Annotated in this window: 20 protein-coding genes and 1 pseudogene; 15 read left to right on the top strand and 6 right to left on the bottom strand. The window is 36.0% G+C overall.

The window, feature by feature from the left end; translation table 11 throughout:
• Positions 1–68: 68 nt before the first annotated feature.
• The 14 genes and pseudogenes from BK580_RS01940 (at position 69) to BK580_RS01880 (ending at position 10065) form a co-directional block, all read left to right on the top strand.
• On the top strand, positions 69–278 hold the full coding sequence (locus BK580_RS01940; RefSeq protein ID WP_078378703.1) for a hypothetical protein: 210 nt from the start codon (positions 69–71) through the stop codon (positions 276–278).
• Between the two features lie 207 nt (positions 279–485).
• Positions 486–764 (top strand): ArsR/SmtB family transcription factor, encoded by a 279-nt coding sequence (locus BK580_RS01935; RefSeq protein WP_078378702.1) that lies wholly within the window; start codon positions 486–488, stop codon positions 762–764.
• Positions 765–861: 97 nt separating this feature from the next.
• On the top strand, positions 862–1245 hold the full coding sequence (locus BK580_RS01930; RefSeq protein ID WP_078378701.1) for a VOC family protein: 384 nt from the start codon (positions 862–864) through the stop codon (positions 1243–1245).
• A 547-nt stretch (positions 1246–1792) separates the two neighbouring features.
• On the top strand, positions 1793–2443 hold the full coding sequence (gene catA / locus BK580_RS01925; protein WP_078378700.1) for a type A chloramphenicol O-acetyltransferase: 651 nt from the start codon (positions 1793–1795) through the stop codon (positions 2441–2443).
• A 183-nt stretch (positions 2444–2626) separates the two neighbouring features.
• Positions 2627–3049, top strand: coding sequence for a DUF1801 domain-containing protein (locus tag BK580_RS01920; RefSeq protein WP_078378699.1), 423 nt, complete (start codon positions 2627–2629; stop codon positions 3047–3049).
• 287 nt (positions 3050–3336) lie between these two features.
• A complete protein-coding gene (locus BK580_RS23465; protein WP_169864710.1) occupies positions 3337–3513 on the top strand; it encodes a glycine zipper domain-containing protein in 177 nt (58 codons plus the stop codon).
• A gap of 202 nt (positions 3514–3715) precedes the next feature.
• On the top strand, positions 3716–4615 hold the full coding sequence (locus BK580_RS01915; protein ID WP_078378698.1) for an SDR family oxidoreductase: 900 nt from the start codon (positions 3716–3718) through the stop codon (positions 4613–4615).
• 44 nt (positions 4616–4659) lie between these two features.
• Positions 4660–5130 carry a GlcG/HbpS family heme-binding protein gene (locus tag BK580_RS01910; RefSeq protein ID WP_078378697.1) on the top strand — a complete coding sequence of 157 codons (471 nt, stop codon included), beginning with the start codon at positions 4660–4662 and terminating at the stop codon, positions 5128–5130.
• Between the two features lie 543 nt (positions 5131–5673).
• Positions 5674–6672, top strand: a complete 999-nt coding sequence (locus BK580_RS01905) for a LytTR family transcriptional regulator DNA-binding domain-containing protein (protein WP_078378696.1) — start codon at positions 5674–5676, stop codon at positions 6670–6672.
• Between the two features lie 207 nt (positions 6673–6879).
• Positions 6880–7734: an ABC transporter ATP-binding protein gene (locus BK580_RS01900; RefSeq protein ID WP_078378695.1), complete on the top strand. Its 855-nt coding sequence runs from the start codon at positions 6880–6882 to the stop codon at positions 7732–7734.
• On the top strand, positions 7731–8477 hold the full coding sequence (locus BK580_RS01895) for an ABC transporter permease subunit (RefSeq protein ID WP_078378694.1): 747 nt from the start codon (positions 7731–7733) through the stop codon (positions 8475–8477). The genes BK580_RS01900 and BK580_RS01895 overlap by 4 nt, the downstream gene beginning before the upstream one ends.
• Positions 8478–8611: 134 nt before the next feature.
• Positions 8612–8815, top strand: coding sequence for a DUF6440 family protein (locus BK580_RS01890; RefSeq protein WP_235863979.1), 204 nt, complete (start codon positions 8612–8614; stop codon positions 8813–8815).
• Between the two features lie 76 nt (positions 8816–8891).
• Positions 8892–9141 (top strand): annotated as a pseudogene (locus BK580_RS01885) (GNAT family N-acetyltransferase); the annotation flags it as partial.
• 447 nt (positions 9142–9588) lie between these two features.
• A complete protein-coding gene (locus tag BK580_RS01880; protein WP_078378692.1) occupies positions 9589–10065 on the top strand; it encodes a competence protein ComK in 477 nt (158 codons plus the stop codon).
• Positions 10066–10369: 304 nt separating this feature from the next.
• On the opposite strand, the gene BK580_RS01875 is transcribed toward BK580_RS01880, so the two are convergent.
• The 4 genes from BK580_RS01875 to proV all read right to left on the bottom strand — a co-directional run bounded on the left by BK580_RS01875 (position 10370) and on the right by proV (position 13587).
• Complete coding sequence (locus BK580_RS01875; RefSeq protein ID WP_078378691.1) at positions 10370–10543, bottom strand: DUF3986 family protein; 174 nt, start codon at positions 10541–10543, stop codon at positions 10370–10372.
• 81 nt (positions 10544–10624) lie between these two features.
• On the bottom strand, positions 10625–11506 hold the full coding sequence (locus BK580_RS01870; RefSeq protein WP_078378690.1) for a glycine betaine ABC transporter substrate-binding protein: 882 nt from the start codon (positions 11504–11506) through the stop codon (positions 10625–10627).
• A 12-nt stretch (positions 11507–11518) separates the two neighbouring features.
• A complete protein-coding gene (locus BK580_RS01865) occupies positions 11519–12364 on the bottom strand; it encodes an ABC transporter permease (RefSeq protein ID WP_078378689.1) in 846 nt (281 codons plus the stop codon).
• A complete protein-coding gene (gene proV, locus BK580_RS01860; protein ID WP_078378688.1) occupies positions 12361–13587 on the bottom strand; it encodes a glycine betaine/L-proline ABC transporter ATP-binding protein ProV in 1227 nt (408 codons plus the stop codon). The genes BK580_RS01865 and proV overlap by 4 nt, the downstream gene beginning before the upstream one ends.
• Before the next feature lie 320 nt (positions 13588–13907).
• On the opposite strand from proV, the gene BK580_RS01855 reads away from it, so the two are divergent.
• Positions 13908–14453, top strand: coding sequence for a GbsR/MarR family transcriptional regulator (locus BK580_RS01855; RefSeq protein WP_078378687.1), 546 nt, complete (start codon positions 13908–13910; stop codon positions 14451–14453).
• A gap of 230 nt (positions 14454–14683) precedes the next feature.
• On the opposite strand, the gene BK580_RS01850 is transcribed toward BK580_RS01855, so the two are convergent.
• Both BK580_RS01850 and BK580_RS01845 read right to left on the bottom strand, forming a co-directional pair.
• Entirely contained in the window at positions 14684–17770 is a 3087-nt protein-coding gene (locus BK580_RS01850) for a DEAD/DEAH box helicase (protein WP_078378686.1), read from the bottom strand.
• A gap of 250 nt (positions 17771–18020) precedes the next feature.
• Positions 18021–18215 carry a hypothetical protein gene (locus BK580_RS01845; protein WP_139364820.1) on the bottom strand — a complete coding sequence of 65 codons (195 nt, stop codon included), beginning with the start codon at positions 18213–18215 and terminating at the stop codon, positions 18021–18023.
• Between the last annotated feature and the right edge of the window lie 191 nt (positions 18216–18406).

Below are 18406 nucleotides of genomic sequence, written 5' to 3'. Positions count from 1 at the left end.
ATTTTGTATCTATCATTTCGATTAGGTGGTAAAATTTAGTTAAATATTTTTGTGAATGGAGGTACACAATGGAAGTAATTTTAGTAAGCATTTTTTCAGCTATTATAATATTTATTACTGTCTTTTTTATGATGAAGGCTTTCATTATCGCTTATAAAAGGAATGAACTATCACTTCGGAAATTTATTGTTCTTTCAAATTCTTCAATTGTTATAGGTATTTTAGTTGCTTCTGTTTTACCTTTTGGTTATCAAGGAATATTTGATTTCATTAATTAAGTACCCATATTCAAAAAGACCTTCGATTAGGAAGGTCTTTCATTTCTTTAGTGGACCTATCCTGTGGACAATGTAAGACTCGTTTTAATTCGTTAAGAGGTATGGTTCTTGAAGAAGCAAAAGAACCGTCCCCATAGCTGTCAACAATAAGCAACCCTAAAGTTACTTATTGTTGACAGCAACCAAAAAGTTGCATATACTCGATATATGAATTGGGACAAAGACACTATATTTAAAGCACTTAGCGATTCAACTCGACGGCTTATATTAGACGAACTATCCGAACGCAACGAGATGACGTTGTATGAACTTACTGCACGTCTTATTATGAATCACAATCTTTCCATTTCGAGACAGGCGATAGCTAAACATCTTGCTATTTTGGAAGATGCGGGACTCGTAAAATCAGAACGAAAGGGGAAATATCGCGTAATTATTTTCAACAACGAACCACTTAAAAATTTACTGAAAAGATGGATAGAGTAATTTTATAAAATCAGAACAGAACTTCTGACAGATAGGTAGGTTGTTTTACTTTTAGCACAGTACCATGCGTCATCAATATCGAAGGAGGCAAAAACGAATGAAAATCATCGTAACCAGTTTATTTGTACAAGATCAAGATAAGGCATTGGCGTTTTATACAGAAAAGTTGGGTTTTGAAAAAAAGCATGACATTCCCGTCGGAGAATTCAGGTGGATAGCCCTTGTTTCTCCAGAGAATCAATTGGGAACCGAGCTTTTACTTGAACCGAACAACCATCCAGCCGCCAAAGAGTATCAAAAGAAAATATTTGCTGAGGGTATCCCAGCAACAATGTTTGGCGTTGCAGATATTCATAAAGAGTACAAACAATTATCGGAAAACGGCGTGAACTTTACTATGGAGCCGACAAAAATTGGCGAAAATACAATAGCTGTCTTCGACGATACATGTGGAAACTTAATTCAGATAATCCAGCAGTAACTTTATGTTAACCCTGTTCTTCTTTTAGTAACTGGTTTACTTGTGGGGTGCAAAACGGTAAATCGCAGACCACTTCACAGTATATTTCACAGTCAAAAAGGCTTAGAGATGCAAATATCACTAAGCCTTTTTTTCATGAAACCACCCTTAAGTTGTACCAGTACATTAGATGCTAATGCGAGTTTGATAAATAAGCGGAGAAATTTCTCTTAATTAAGAAATAGCACTGAAAATAGCTTAAATAGACGGAAGGATTCCGACTATTGACTCGAAAAACGTGAAAATGGGTATTTTTGCTTTACTTAATCGGAAAATCTCCTCTTATATACCCCGAACCGTGCTCTATTCTGCAGTCTAACCGGAAAATCTCCTCTTATTTTAAATATCACTGGCTGGAACCCATAGAATAATCTAATCATAAGTATTAATCGTATTTAATTTGTTATAATTACCTTATTCTAAATAAAGGAATGAAACTCATGAAAAAGGCTGACAAATTAGCCTCCTGAAATTATCTAGTTTTTAAATTTTAGGAGGCGTATAGAAGATGGAATTTCATGAAATTGATATAAATAATTGGGAACGAAAAGAAATTTTTAATCATTTCTTAAACCAAAAAACGAGCTTTAGCATCACCAAAAACATTGATATTACTGAACTATATAATACGACAAAAGAAACAGGATATAAATTCTATCCTGTATTCATCTTTTTAGTTACTCGTGTAGTTAATTTAAATAAAAATTTTAGAATGAGTTTTAATTCTGATGGAGCGTTTGGATACTGGGATAGGCTAACTCCTTTGTATACTATCTTTGATCAGAAATCAGAGTTGTTTTCTGCGATTTCTACCAATACAGATGAAGGGTTTAAGAAGTTTTATGATAACTATATTTCCGATGCTGAGCTGTACAATGGTACAGGAAAAATGTTTCCTAAAACACCCCTACCGGAAAATGTAGTGAACATTTCTATGATTCCATGGACTTCCTTTACTGGTTTTAACTTAAACGTGAATAATGACCAAAATTACTTGTTGCCAATAGTTACTGCTGGTAAATTTACTAATGAAAATCACAATTTATTTTTACCATTATCATTACAGGTTCATCATGCTGTCTGTGATGGTTACCATGCAGCTCTTTTTATGAATACCATTCAGACCCTTGCAGATAATCCCCAAGAGTTGCTCAAGTAAATGGAAAACGAAACACCGTCTAAATTTATTTAGTCGGTGTTTTTTCCTAGTTTGAATATTTTTGGTCTGATTCCCTCGACCCTTCCCGATGCTTTTGCAGGAAATTAGGCTTTTATTCTAGAATGTAAGAATGCTGACAATAATGTAAACATGTAGTTAATCAGAGAATAGGAGTGCACATATATGTATGAACCGAAGATGAAAGAAACCGACAATAGTGTAATTGAGTTTATTGAAAGTGTGGAAAATGAGAAGAAGAAGGCAGATGCCTATCAGTTATTAGAAATTTTTGAAGAGGTAACTGGTTACAACGCAAAAATGTGGGGTCCTAGTATTATAGGCTTTGGTAGCTATCACTATAAGTATGCATCTGGACATGAAGGAGATGCGCCTTTAGTGGGTTTTTCACCAAGAAAGGCGAAAATTAGTCTTTATTTGGCCGAAGAAAGTGAGGAAAGAGAAAATTTATTAGAAAGCTTTGGTAAACACACGAAGAGTAAGGCTTGTATTTATGTTAATAAATTAGCTGATATCGATACCGATGTTTTAAAGGATTTAATTAAACATACAGTAGAAACATATCAGAATCTATATCCGAATGAATAAGGTTGTTGCTATTGTTCTAAATCCATGTCCTACTAACTTTTTGGCAAAGGTACAGGTCTAGGTTTACCGATTGCGAAAAGCTTAATGGAAAAAATGAACGGAAGCCTTACTGCTGAGTTAAAGTACCGCGAGTTATACATGATTTGTGAATGGGTGACCACAGGGACAGGTCCACCTCCCTCATAAAAAGACAATGTCGATTTAACGCATTGTCTTTTTCTCACTATGATACCAGAGGGACTGTCCCCCTGGTATCATAAATATAAAAAATACTAGAGGTGTTAAAGTTGTCACAAAAGAATGATGATAATAATAAATATAAGATAATTTATCTGCCATTAGGAATGACATTAGGGGTTGCATTAGGTGCAGCATTTAATAATCTGGCTATGGGGATATCAATAGGTATCTTAGTGGGTACAATCATCGATGCAGTAAGTTACTCACTTAAAAATAAAGAGTGACCACAGGGACAGTCCACAGTCCACCCCTCCCTCATAAAAAGACAATGTCGATTTATCGCATTGTCTTTTTTCCTCACTAAACAGTTTAATCACTAGATACCAGAGGGACTGTCCCCGTGGTATCCTTGGTATCCCCTTGGTATTTTTCAATTTTAAATGAATAAATTGGAATATGAAATGGAATTTGAGAGGAGAAATTGTAATGGCTTATTTCGTATATCCTTATATTGGTTGGAAGAAGCAGTGTAACGATGTTCCGGTTGTCTTTCCACCGCAGCATCAAAATAGGCATCCAGGTTTTGAGTATTTAATGAATCCCCGTCCTATATCAGAAAACCCTACATATGTAGGCAGACAGAAGCTGAAAGATAAGGTGGCCATTATTACCGGCGGAGACAGTGGAATTGGTCGTGCTGTTGCCATAGCTTTTGCCAAGGAAGGCGCCGACCTGGTCATCCCTTATCTTGATGAACACCAGGATGCGGCCGAAACGAAGCAAATCATTAACAATCTAGGTCGTCAATGTTTACTTATTTCGATCGATTTAAGACAGGAAGAAAACTGCTATGCTGTTGTAGAGGCAACGATAAAAGCTTATGGAAGACTGGATATTCTAGTAAACAACCACGGTGTTCAGTTTCATCAAAAAAGTATTATGGATATTACGAGAGAGCAACTGATGAATACATTTCAAACCAATATTATTTCGTTTTTTGATATGACGAAAGCTGCTTTACCTCATCTTCATGCAGGAGGCTCCATTATTAATACGACTTCAGATACCGCTTTTTCAGGTATGGCAAATATGATAGATTATACTGCTACCAAAGGAGCTATTGTTTCCTTTACCCGTTCTTTATCCCTTTCTCTTGCAGATCAAGGTATTCGAGTAAACGCAGTAGCCCCTGGGCCGACCTGGACTCCGTTAATTCCATCTGCATTTACCGCAGAAGAAGTAACCACTTTCGGGACGGAGGTGCCATTGAAACGCCCTGGTCAACCATTTGAATTGGCTCCTGCATATGTACTGCTAGCTTCCGATGATGCTTCATATATGTCAGGGCAAGTTATTTTCGTAAATGGGGGTTCAATCGTTACCTGATAATCTGAAAGTATGAGGCATTGATAAATCAAGGAGTGAATCAATTGGTAAAACTTACACTAGAGATAGCCAAACAATTGCTTTCGATTGCGGAACAGAAAGCTCGACATATGGGACTCTCCTGCGATATCGCAATCGTTGATGAAGGTGCAAACTTAATCGCCTTCCATCGAATGGACAATGCCCGAATTGCCGATATTGAGGTATCCCAGGGAAAGGCATGGACCAGCGTCGCTTTGCAGATGCCGACGAACCAAATTGCCCAAATTGCGCTTCCGGGTGGTGATGCATATGGTATCAATACCACAAATCAAGGTAGGATTACTATCTTGGGCGGAGGAATTCCATTCGTCATAGAAGGCAAAATTGTCGGAGGTATCGGTGTAAGTGGGGGAACAAGCCTACAAGACATAGAAGTGGCAAATACCGCTGTTCAAGCCTTGATCAGCTTACAGGAAGTCGGAGATGAAGGGATTGTTTACGGTCTTATTGGTTCGAACGATTTTTTAAAATAACCCAAGATACCAGAGGGACTGTCCCCGAGGTCTCCCGAGGTCTCCCCTTGGTATCAGATTAAGCACCTGAACTGATAAATAGACGGAAAGATTCCGCTTAATTAGTAATTAATATAAAAAAAGGCTAAAATAGACGGAGAGATTCCGTCTATTGACCCGAAAAATTAAAAAATTGGTGATTTTGCTGTGCATAAGCGGAAAAACTCCCCTTATTTATCCCCAAACAAGCTCCGTTCTGCATTTAACCGAAAAACTCCGCTTATTTTACTTTTGCTGGTACCTTCGATAAAGGACAAGACCTCTTATTTAAAAGATTACGATGAATCGTATTACCAACAGTTAGTGAGCCTTGCAGGACTTTCTATATTTATTACGCGAACATAGCTCAGAAGAAGCTCCAGGTTTAATTTGCAGTATATTCAAATTAAAATGCGGGGTAACCTGTCCCTCTGGACACTGTGGACACCTAAAAATAGCTCAGTGGACCTGTCTCTGTGGACACCGTATAATGTACTTTAATAATAAAAAGAAAGTGTGTGCAGAATGACATTAATTTCACTAGAGAAAGTGATGAAACAAGAAGATAATCGTAGTGTTTTGAAAAATATAAATTTAGTTATTGAAAATACATCGCGTATTGGGATAAAAATGTCTAGTGAAGAAAGTGTAGTGCTGTTTAAGCTGATATCAGGGGAACTTCTGCCTTCAAGTGGTTATATTAAAAGAGAAACAAAATCGATCGTAACAGAATTTAAAGATGATGGCTTATATGACAATTTACCTGTTGAAAGCTATTTGAACTTCTTTAAAAAGATTGCAGGTTTTTCTCACCCTTTAGAAAATTACATTACAACGTTTTCTCTTTTGGATGTTTGGCGATCCAAAACCAAGAATTTGACAGACGATCAGAAAAAAAGGGTTAGTTTATTCCGAATGTCTCTATTTTCTCCAGAGGTTCTATTAATAGAAAATCCACTCAATAATTTAACAGGCGAAGGCATTGAACTTTATTTAAAAGCAGTAGAACATCTTCATACAAATAAAATTGCCACACTATTCACGTCTAATTCGATAGAAGATTTATTACTTTTAAGCAGCGAGATATATCGCTATAACCGATTAAGTGGACTAGAAAAAACAGATCTTACTAACGAAACAGATTCTACCTCAGAGGAAAAAGATGAGAGTGAAAATTTCATGCCAAACAATGTCTTCAAAGTGACTTGTAAGCTAGCGGATAAGACAATTTTTTTCAGTCCTGATGAAATTGATTTTATTGAAAGTATTAACAGCGTGAGTAATATACGCATAGATGATGATTATTTTCCAACAGACTTAACGATGAATGAGCTAGAAGATAAATTATTAAAGTTTGGTTTCTTCCGGTGTCACCGTTCTTATTTAGTTAATTTGCAGCGCGTGTCTGAATTGATTAGTTATTCAAAGAATAGTTATACATTAATTTTGAGAGGTAAACCTGATGTGAAACTCCCCCTTTCTCGAAATCGTTTGGAAGAATTGAAACAATTAATAGGGTTTTAAGGTACAGTTGAGGTTGAAATGAGTCCATTTCAGTCTCTTTTTTTCACATTTGGGCTTTTTTTAGTACTGTTCACCGGATATTTACGACTTTTCTATTGTTTTTTTCTAAACTAAAAACAGATGGACAACATGAACTGACAATGACACTTAGACAAACTTTTTCAGTCCAACTAAACATTCATTAAAAATATAAGGAGAGAAAAACAAATGGAAAAGCAAATAGTGATTCGCGTTGAACATTTATCGAAGAAGTTCAAAAAAGAGTCTGCCCTGAAAGATCTTAACTTTTCAGTTCGTTCTGGAGAAATATTTGGATTTCTTGGACCCTCTGGTTCAGGAAAAACAACGACCATTAAAATATTGACTGGACAATTAGCGCAAACATCGGGAAGAGCAATGGTTTTAGGTAAACCCGTTGAACAAATTAATGAAAGTATTTATGAACAAGTGGGAATTGTCACAGACAATAGCGGAATATATGAAAGGCTGACCGTTTACAGTAATATGAAATTTTTCGCTAACATTTTAGATATTGGAAAAGAACGAATCGATTTCCTTCTAACTAGAGTGGGTTTATTTGAACACAAAGATAAAATTGCCAGTAAATTATCGAAGGGAATGACCCAACGATTAGTACTAGCAAGAGCTCTTTTGCATCAGCCGAAAGTACTTTTCTTAGATGAGCCTACTAGCGGTTTAGACCCTAGTACAGCTGTAGCCGTTCATGAGCTACTTACTGAACTAAAAGAGAGTGGCACAGCTATATTCCTTACGACTCATAATATGGACGAGGCCACAAAACTTTGTGATCATGTGGCTCTACTAAATGATGGCATCATTGTAGAGCATGGAACTCCTAAAGCATTAAGCCTCAAGTATAATCAGAATAAAAGCTATCAGATATTATTAAAGAATGAAAAGGAGTTCACACTGCCTCACTCTGATGAAACAGGAAAAAAAATAAAGCAGTGGATGGCGAGTGGCGAACTTGTAACGATTCATTCAAATGAACCGACATTAGAAAAAGTCTTCATAGAATTGACGGGGAGGGAATTACTTTGAAAATTTCATTAAGAAAGATAAAAGCAATCGTAGGAATGAAGTTTCAGACGTTATTAAGTAATACCAGTGTGATGTTAAGCCCCATTCTTGCATTAGGGTTTGTATTTGCTATAAAAAATATAATGCCAGATTTAGATGTAAATGAGGAAGGAATTAGCTTTTCTACGAATGCATTTGTCCTTAGCTTCGGGATTGTTTTTAACATCGCAATAGCTGGTATTTCAATGAGCAGTGGACCTTTAGCAGAAGAAAAGGAAAAAAACACTTTAAGAGTTCTAATGACATCTTCTGTAAACGGCTTAGAGTACTTGATTGGGACTCTTCTTCCTCCATTATTTATCCTGATTCTAGTGAATATTCTCATGATTCCTGTAAGTGGATCCTCTTTTGGAGAGGTTCAATTTGGAAGTTACTTGTTAATGACAACAGTAGCTAGCTTGATCAGTCTTATAATTGGCTATATTATTGGAATCCTTACAAAAAACCAAACACAAACATCTTTATATACACTACCTATTACATTACTTTTAACATCAGTACCTGCAATAAAACATTTCCAAGAAGATTTGTCCGCTATTCTAGACTACACGTATACAGGTGTGTTAACAAACTTTGCAAACAGCATCTATTCTGAGACTGGATATCAATGGAACCTAACTGATATTAGTGTTCTCTTCGGTTGGTTGATTGTTTCTTTCGTTATCTTTGTTTATGCTTACAAGAAAAATGGATTAGATAGTTAACTACTGTGAGAAAAACAAGAAAATACCTTAATTAATTCTAACAGATAGAAATGAATGGACCAGTAGAATTATTTATTGATTGTAGGAGAAATTAGGTTATAAATAGTTGAAAAAGTAGTCATAAGGAGTGATAAATGATGTTTAGAAAAAAGAATGATAAACGGTTTGATGAAAAGTTGGTACAAACTTCTCAGCAGGGGAGTCTAATATCTATATGGGTTGATCGTCAAACAGGTGTTAACTATTTATACTCATGGAGTGCGCAAGGATGCGCTCTCACACCTTTATTAGACGAGAATGGTAAAGTAATAGTAGCACAGATAGAAGAAGCTAATTAATAATAGTACGTTTACAACAATCTTTTATTAAGAAGGATTGCCTTTTAATATCTTATTACAACTGTAAGTGTGAAAACTAACGAATAGTGGAGGTCATATCGGATATGGTATTCGACCATCTGAAAGAAAAAAGGGATATGCAACGAAATTACTCGAACTATCGTTGATTGAAGCAAAAAAACTAGGAATAGATAAAGCTCTCATCATATGTGATGATACAAATGAAGCTTCCAAACGAACGATTCTTCTACAAAATCGGAATAGCCGATTCCGATTTTGTAGAAGAAGATGGGAACGTAGTAAACCGTTTTTGGATAAAATTATAAAACGCTAAACCAACACTGCGACACGCAAAGTTGGTTTTTTTATGATCAATAACAACAAACTTTGCAAGAACAGCATAGAATGAAAATATCCATTTTCAAAAGAAAAAACTTAAAAACATGTATTTTTTATAAAAAATTCTGAATATTTATTACTTTTTACCTATTTTTGTATTATAATGAATTTATATCATTTTTTGTTATAAATTGTATAAAAAAAGGGGTTGTTAATGTAGATAATTGTAGAAAAGCATCCATACACATCTAGATAATGGTATTTTTAGCTCCTCTCATCCTGAGCACTTGACGAAAATAAATAAACTCTCATCTTTATTAGCGTGCTCTTTGTTTCTGCATCAGACCCTCTATGTCAATCCATACATACCATCTAGTAGTTCCATCACAAAAAATAATCCGAGATTTAGATTCTGAAAGACAAAGGAGAATTATATGAATATTATTAATGATTACATGATTAGTTTAAGTACAATCGCCATCGTTCCTTATCGTCATCCGCAATATCAAACAATGATTATTGATGAAGAAGGTATTTTTTATACTAGCGAAAGGCCTGAGCAAATTATCTCACGTAGCTGTATCACCTATGGTGCATCATATAACGGTCGACGAGATGCTGCGATATATCTTTTAAACTATATCCAAAAAACTCCGATTTTAATTTCTGAAGCGGACGGTATGATCGCCATCCCAACTCATTCACCAGATCGTGAGGAATGTGCTTGGATTTTTTACCATCATATTAAGAAAATCAAAACGAACGAAAAGAATGGTTGCATCCTAAAATTCCATAACTACACCCATTTGGAATTAAAGATCTCTTCCCAAACAATGAAACAGCAAATTCACAAAGCAGCTGTTATCTATTCTATTTTTTGCATAAAGAATATCCACTTTAGTTTTGATTGATCATAAAGGGGCAATAAAGGTGATAACGAGAGAGTTCCACTAGCATTGCACTATATGTATCATTAATAAAATGTATTCCAGTAGCTGCGGTCGGGCTAGATTATGAGATTTCACCTCCGCCCGCTCCTTACTTCTAAGATAACAAAAAAAGAGCACCTCCCTGTTAGGTAAGTGCTAATAAAAAATATACGATAGAAAACTAGTAAAGGGGATAAACTAGTTATCCCCTTTACTTTAAATAATAGATTCTGATTTTAAAAAACTAACAAAAATATTATTAGCAACTTCATCTGTAAGCTCAACTTCAGTTATTTGAACGATATTTACTTTTATTACCTATTACAATATCGAAATCCTCAAAATTAAAGAATAAACACCAAATATCTTTATTATCTACTTTAAGGAATACACCTTCTAAATCTAAACCTTGTTCATAAAACCCAGCATGCATATGCATTCTTTCATCAAATCGTAACATTTTATCACCTTAGATTAAAAAATAGTATAATGATTTTTTAGTGACCACAGGGACAGGTCCTATGAACACTTCAAGCTCTCGTTACTCTAGATCTTCGATTGAATCCGCTTCTACATATGAAGGAACGACTAGTCCTGTTTTCGCACCTTCGAGGTTTGGCCCAAGACGGTCCATGTCGTCTCCGTATTGATCAAGATAGTCTTTATGGGTAAGCGGCAGCCATCCAGCAACAGTTGCATCTGCGTCGCCAGTTGCAATCGCCGTGAACATTGGACCCGCATCCAATTGAATCATTTGTACTTTGTATCCGATGCTTTCCAATACTTTTGCAACAACATTGGTGCTTGCGATTTCAGAATCCCAGGCTACATAAGAAAGAGAGATACTTTCATCGTTTACTTGATCTGCATCTTTTGTCCACTCAGCTACTTTATCACTATTGTCTGTCACCCATTTTTCAGCAGCTTCCGCAGGGTCTGTTCCTTCTTGGATTGCCACCATGACTTCACCGATATCATCATTGGTCCAGTGGAATTGATCAAGCACTTTGTATGCACTTGGCTGATCGTCTTTCAATCCAATACGAGTGAAGGTTTCAATCTTTTCAGCTTCCCCAAAGATTCCTTTAGGGTCTTCTAAGTATTTCAGATCATATTTAGCGAACATCCAGTGAGGCGTCCAACCAGTTACGATGATTGGCTCTTCTTTTTGAATGGCACTATCAAGCTGAGCAGCCATGGCAGCTGAGGAAGACTCAACCAGTGTATAGTCCTGCAAATTGTCATACTCTTCTAATGCTGTATTGGTTGCCGACATGATACCGGCACCAGGCTCGATACCAGTGATTTTGTAGTCCACTTCATCACCGATAGTCTCATTCTCCTTTGAATCATTTCCACAAGCAGCCAAGCCGACAGATAATGCCAAGATTGAAGCCAAACCAGCAATACGTAGTTTTCTCATTGTGTTTCCCCCTTAGTTTTTATTAGCTTTTTTATTAGTTCCTATATTTTGAGAAATCCGGTCAAGGATAATTGCCAAGATGACGATGGCAAGACCAGCTTCAAAACCTACACCAACTCTCAATTGGGTAACAGCACGGTATACATCTGCCCCTAATCCTGGTGCACCTACAAGTGATGCAATAACAACCATAGATAAAGCAAGCATGATGCTTTGGTTAATTCCAGCCATGATGGTGTTAGTTGCCAATGGTAGCTGAACTTTGAATAATCTTTGGCTTGGTGTAGAACCAAAAGCATTGGAAGCTTCAACAAGCTCTTCCGGTACCTGACGGATTCCCAGGTTTGTCAGGCGAATCGTCGGAGGCATGGAAAAGATGACGGAAGCGATAATTCCCGGTACAACCCCGATTCCAAAGAAGATGATGGCCGGAATCAAATAGACAAATGCCGGCATCGTTTGCATAAAATCAAGGATCGGCGTGATGATTTTCTGCGCACGATCACTTTGTGAAATACAGATTCCAATTGGAATACCTATCATAATGGAAATAATGACGGATGATAACACGAGCGCTAGCGTATCAATCGTTCCATCCCAGTAGCCAAGATTATCAATCAACAATAAACCAACAGCTGTGAATACGGCGATTGTCCAGCGGCTGATCCACCAGGCCAAGGCTGCAAAGATTAAAATCAACAAAAGCGAAGGAATTGATCCTAGAATCATGACGAAGAAATTAACAACTCCGCCTATCGCATCAGACATTATGTCGAAGAATGGGCCAAATACGCCTTTAATCCAACTGACGGCACTATCCACCCAATTAGCCAATGGAAGTTTCGGAAAAAATGTCATAGGTTGGTCACCTCATTTCCTTCATCCTTTGCATTCATGCCGGATTCAAGTCCTGCAAGTGCACCTAGTACGGCACCCCTTACGATAACTCCCCTAAGTCGGCCTTCTTGCGTTACGACCGGTAATGGCAAGGTCGTTGTTGCCACCTGTTCGAACATATCAACTAGAAGCGTTTCTGGCTTTAAGGTTTCTAGTTCGGTAATCAAGATATCTTCGAGCGTCTGCTTGTTCTTGACAGCAGCTGACGCACCTTCAATCGTGACAGCGCCAAGAAGCCTTTGCTTGCTATCAACGACGAACAGATGGGAAATCCCTTCACTTTTCATGACCTTCACAGCCACACGTGGACCACGGTCGATCCGCACCATTTCAGGGCGTTTCATCACATGTTCTGCAGTAAGTACCTTGGAAAGATCGACATCCTCCACGAACCTCTCTACATATTCATTGGCAGGGTTGGTCATTATTTCTTCAGGTGTCCCGATCTGAACGATGTTCCCATCCTTCATCAAGGCAATTCGGTCCCCAATTCGCAGCGCCTCATCCAGATCATGGGTAATGAATACGATCGTCTTTTCCATCTTTGCCTGAAGCTCAAGCAATTCGTTCTGCATATCTTTACGAATCAATGGATCCAGCGCGCTAAACGCTTCATCCATCAACAAAATATCAGGGTTGTTAGCGAGCGCACGCGCCAGACCGACACGCTGCTTCATACCACCACTAAGCTCGCTCGGATAGCTATTTTCATACCCTTTAAGGCCAACAAGCTCTAAGGACTCGATTGCCTTCTGCTTTCTTATGGACTTTTCTGCCCCTTGAATTTCAAGGCCGTATTCCGTATTTTCGAGAACAGTTCGGTGAGGAAATAATGCGAAGCCTTGAAACACCATGCTCAATTCCTTCCTTCTAACTTCCCGCAGCTCATTGGGTTTGAGCTTGACGATGTTCTTACCATTAATGAGGACTTCCCCATCAGTTGGATCGATCAGTCGATTTAGCATCCTAACTAATGTGGATTTTCCGCTTCCAGATAAACCCATGATGACGAAAATTTCTCCGGTGTACACATCGAAAGTCGCTTTATTGACCCCGACGGTCATCCCGGTCTTCTCCAGTATCTCTAGCTTTGATTTCCCCTCATTCAGGAGCTTGACTCCTTGCTGAGGCGACTTACCAAAGACTTTCGTAACGTTTTCAACGCTTATTTTTTTCTCAGCCATAATTCCACCTCTAACTTTGTTTACACATGACGATTCTTGTCGAATCCGAACGTTTTTTCTAACATACTCTAAAATCATACAGGACTTTAGTAGTAGGAAACAAATGGGATAAACCTTCATATTCAGTCAATTCAGTCTGTACAGTTTATTCTGTACACTCAATGTTAGCTTATTCTTAGATATCATTGGATATGCTCTCATATCCTCACTTTGTACTCTCTTTACTTTAAGAACTTCAAACCTTAAAATAAATCAAGATGATTAATAAAAACAGAATTACCATAGTTCTCTTTTTGTTGAGACTAGAATGGAGGTGTATTATGCATAACGAAGAAATGGTCGCACAGGCACGGGAGAGAGTCATTGAATCTGTGGCGCAAAACATGCATTTATACGGAGTTTCCCCATCCATCGGGCGCATTTATGGAACCCTCTATTTTGTGAATAGACCCATGACATTGGATGAACTGAAAGAAGAGCTCGAAATGAGCAAAACTAGTATGTCCACTGGTGTTAGGACATTATTAGAATTAAATATGGTGGAAAAGGTCTGGCGAAAGGGAGAACGGAAAGACCTGTACCAAGTTAAACACGATTGGTACCAGAATTTTATTGACCGTTTTTCTACACAGTGGAGAAAAGGCACTCAAATGAACCTTGATGCCTCGCTTAAATCACTCAGGGATCTTGAAAAAGTCCTTTCAAATACAGAAGATGAAGATACGGTGAAAAAGGCAGAGGACCACCTTCAAAAGATCACATACGCCATCGAATACTACACTTGGCTGAACAAGGTTATCAACCTTTTTGAATCAAAGGAAATTTTTGAACTAACTAGGTCCCAAAATCTAGAAAAGGAAAAATAAGCATTCTAGTGATAACCATTCCACACGATATCATCGAAATCCATACAGTACACATCCATGTAAACATCCAAATAACAAAACAGCACTTCTCCATCGTATTGGAGAGTGCTGTTATATTTCGTTAGAGCCTCTTTTACGTATGGTATGGTTCAGCATTATATATCTTGATGATGTTTTTAAATTGGGAACTCAAATAATGGAAAACCTTTCATAATACGCTAATGTTATAATTATAAAAGGGAGTTATTATTCTCATCTTTCAATTTACAACTAGGTTTACGGTCATTTTCATCTTTGACTTCTACTATTTTTTCTATAAGAGTAGAATAGTAAGGTTTCTTAGAAAAGCGGTTATAATCACCAATTACATATAACTCTTCTTTAGCCCGTGTAACAGCTACATTTATCAAGTTGGGCTTAGAACAAGACCAGTTAGCTGCACCATCACTATTTTCATCAGTGCCAGTTACTAAATAAACAATATCAGCTTCTTTTCCTTGAAATGTATGAACAGTACCCACTGAATTCTTCAGCCAATCATTTATAATTTCTTTAGATATATTCATGTTTTTTAACCTCTCTTTTAGAATCTTTTTAATTCCGTCTTTTACTGCAGTAAAAGGAGAGATTATATATGCATTCGGTGGACCTGAAGTTTTATTCCATAATTCAATAATATGATCAGCAACCAAATCTCCTTGCTCTTTAACAAATTGGCGGTTTATAGCTGAACCTTTACAGTCAAACCATACACCCTTTCCTTGTCCCTTTTTGCCTAATACCATTTTATTATCATAGGCTATTTCGTTTGCAATAGAAAACATTGGATTTAAGCACCTTCTATGAACCCATAATGGTGTTCCAACTCTTTGACCATAGCTGTTATACATTCCATATGGATTTGCAGCATCTGCCAAAGTTTGAACTGAAGTACCAATTCCAATATATTTATCATTTACATTGAAGTACTTCTTAATATCCCCTAAAATTGTTTTATCAATTGTTACAACAGGTTCAATTTGAATCGGGTCACCTACTACTATCACTTTTTTAGATCTCCAAATGGCTCCTGCTGATTGTTGAGGATTAGCTTGTCCTGCCTCATCTATAAACAAATAATTAATAAAATCTTCCTCTATACCCTTATACATAGAACTAAAGCTTGCAAAGGTTGTGCTTATCAAAGGGGTAATTATATGAATAGTTTGCCACATGTTCATTAGATATTCTCTATGATCCTGATCATTAAGATCTAAATTTGTACGGTTAATTAATAAGCGCAAAGTAGACTTAATTGCTTCAAAATTAAAGGCCAAAATTAACTTATGGATTTTCATGGCCTTTAAAAATAATAATCCTCTATTGAAGTTTAATTCATCTGTAAGCCAAAGAGTATTTAATTGCCGAAACTCGTATGCCTGCTTCGTATTAGACCAATAGTTTTCCTTGGGTAAGATGAGTCCTTGCTTACTATAATAGTTTAGCTGTTGTGTAAAAATAGATATTTTCTCTTTTAATTCCTCTACTGTCTTGTTATTCTTATTTATATTTTTACTTTTAAAATGTAGTTTATTTGCTTCTTCTTTTAAACGCGTGATAATATCATTAAGTTCATATTTCAACTCGTTTTTTTTGTTGTTTTTTTTGCAAAAGAATCTCTCAAAAACGGATGGTTTAGGTTGGGATTGTATCTGTTGTTCTGTCAATTGCTTTTGGTGTTCTAAATGTTTCTTCTCATTCTCTGCATTTATTTGTTCTTGCTTAAGTATAAGTAATTGATCCTCTAGCGATTTTAGTTGATCAGTATAAGCTTGTATACTCTTAAATTCATCATGAAATTTTTGAAGATCTTCCTTTTTTTGTTGCACATTTTTTAAAATATCTCTAAAATCCTTTTTTGCATCTTCCCAATCCATTATGTTTACTTGTTGACTGTCATGTTTCAATTGTTTAAGAAACGCATTTTCATCGTTATTACTACCATATAATTCCCAACCATAGGTAGCTATATTATCAGATTTTCCAAGAGCTCCTGAAAAAAGTCCCCATGTATCATCATTGCTACCTAGAAGATCTTTTGCGGAAGATGGATACATTGATAATTCCTTTGCCTCTTTAGAATACAACTCTTCATATTCTTTAAACTTACTTTTATCAGATTGTCGAATAACTTCATCTAATTTAGGAAGATCCTTTGAAATATTTTCTACTGCACCATTATTACTCGAAGCAACAACCATTGAATACCTACTTAATTTTGAATCCAATAAGTAGATCGGATAATAGAAACCTTCTATATTGATAGTTTTTGCTTTTGTAAACGCTTCGGAGGGGTTATCAAGTTGTATCATTTCTTCTGCTCTTTGAACTACAATGTTTGCAAAAATATCTTTTAATAACGTAGTTTTTCCTGTTCCTGGTGGTCCATTCACAGAACTAACTTTTTTATTTTTATTTAAAATTTGATTTACTGCTACTTGCTGCATTAAAGACAATCTGTGATCTACAGGTGACGGCCATCGGCCATCTGGTAGGTTTATAGGCTGTAAAGTCTCTTCAATATATTCTCGGTTCTCATTTATATCTAAGCATTTTTCAGTAGGTGTTCCTTCGATAAATCGATGGAGTGTTTCATTCTCTCCTTTTGATAAAATAAGTTCTAAGTCATTTATATAAAAGCTATTAAAGTTCTTTGATAATGATTGTTGGTCTGCCTTCATTACTTCAATCTCTAGATAATTTAATGAAGTTTTATCTAATTGATGAAAATAATTCTTGTAAACTTGTTGAATTAAAAGTAATGATTCCTTTGTTACTCCATTAGTAAAAACGGTTTGTGCTTGTTCTTCAAATAATTGCATTTGATTCCAAAAAGGGGTCTTTAATTCTCCATAAGGTACATTAGAGGTTTCTTCCATGATTTTCATTACATACATTAAAAAAGGAACGAACATAGAATCTTTTATATAATTCCCATTGCTATCCACCAAAAAAGAAAGACCAAATAAAGTTTTATTATCCTTATTAATAATCTCATCGTGATTTTTAAAAATATCACGCATAAAACTGACAAGTTTGTGGTGCTCGAAACACACTAAGTAATAACGGAATTGAACTTGATGTTTTTTACTATCTTTTACTTTATCGATCTTCCAAGGATTTTCATTAAGATCTACCAACCGCGTTCGGCTTCGATTTTTATTATCTTTGAAGTAACGTTTTTCCAGAACTTCTCCCTTACCTGTAACTTCACTTGGTGCTAACGCTTCAACTAATTGCCAAGCTTTCAACACCGACTGTAATTTCGTTTTATCCATCTTTTCACTCCTACAATATTTACAAAATCTTAAGTTTAATGATATCATAATCAGAATTTGGAAAAGTTGCTAAATGACTATTAAAAAACAAGCTTTTTAATAAAGCTTGCCTTAATTGTATCAATTAGAATCCTCTAAGTTTCTTTATTATATCAATCTCTATCTTCAGTTCCCTTTTTGTATTTACCATCACTTGTGATACGGTTAACCGTGATGTATCTAAATGAGGTTTAATCAAAAGCTTTACTTATCAACTAAATAAAGAAAAACCATAATCCTTTCTAATATCTTGATAATACTTTTGCTTGCTAATATCTGATGCTATACTTCCTTCGAATTGATTAGCTAGATTACTTAAAGAATCGTCCTTTTTCATCTTATAATAGAGGTCAGGTGATAAGACGATATTCTCGGAACCATTAACAACTAAGTTTTGCATTGCCAATAAAAATGTATTTTCGGTTCCTCTAGTTCATAATTTTTATATTGTTGGTCTAAGAAGTTCAAAATATCTGAATAATATTTTTCATCAGACGTCATTAAACCCAATATAAAATATGAAGAGCTCTCATCTTGGGGAAACAAATTAATAAATAAGAACCAAGTATTAATTCCAATGATTCTTTCTCCCTTAGG

This window comes from Sutcliffiella halmapala (assembly GCF_002019665.1).
In the GTDB taxonomy this organism is placed as follows: Bacteria; Bacillota; Bacilli; order Bacillales; family Bacillaceae_I; genus Sutcliffiella_A; species Sutcliffiella_A halmapala.
Note: the sequence above shows the minus strand (reverse complement) of the source record. Positions and strands in the feature narration are given on the sequence as shown.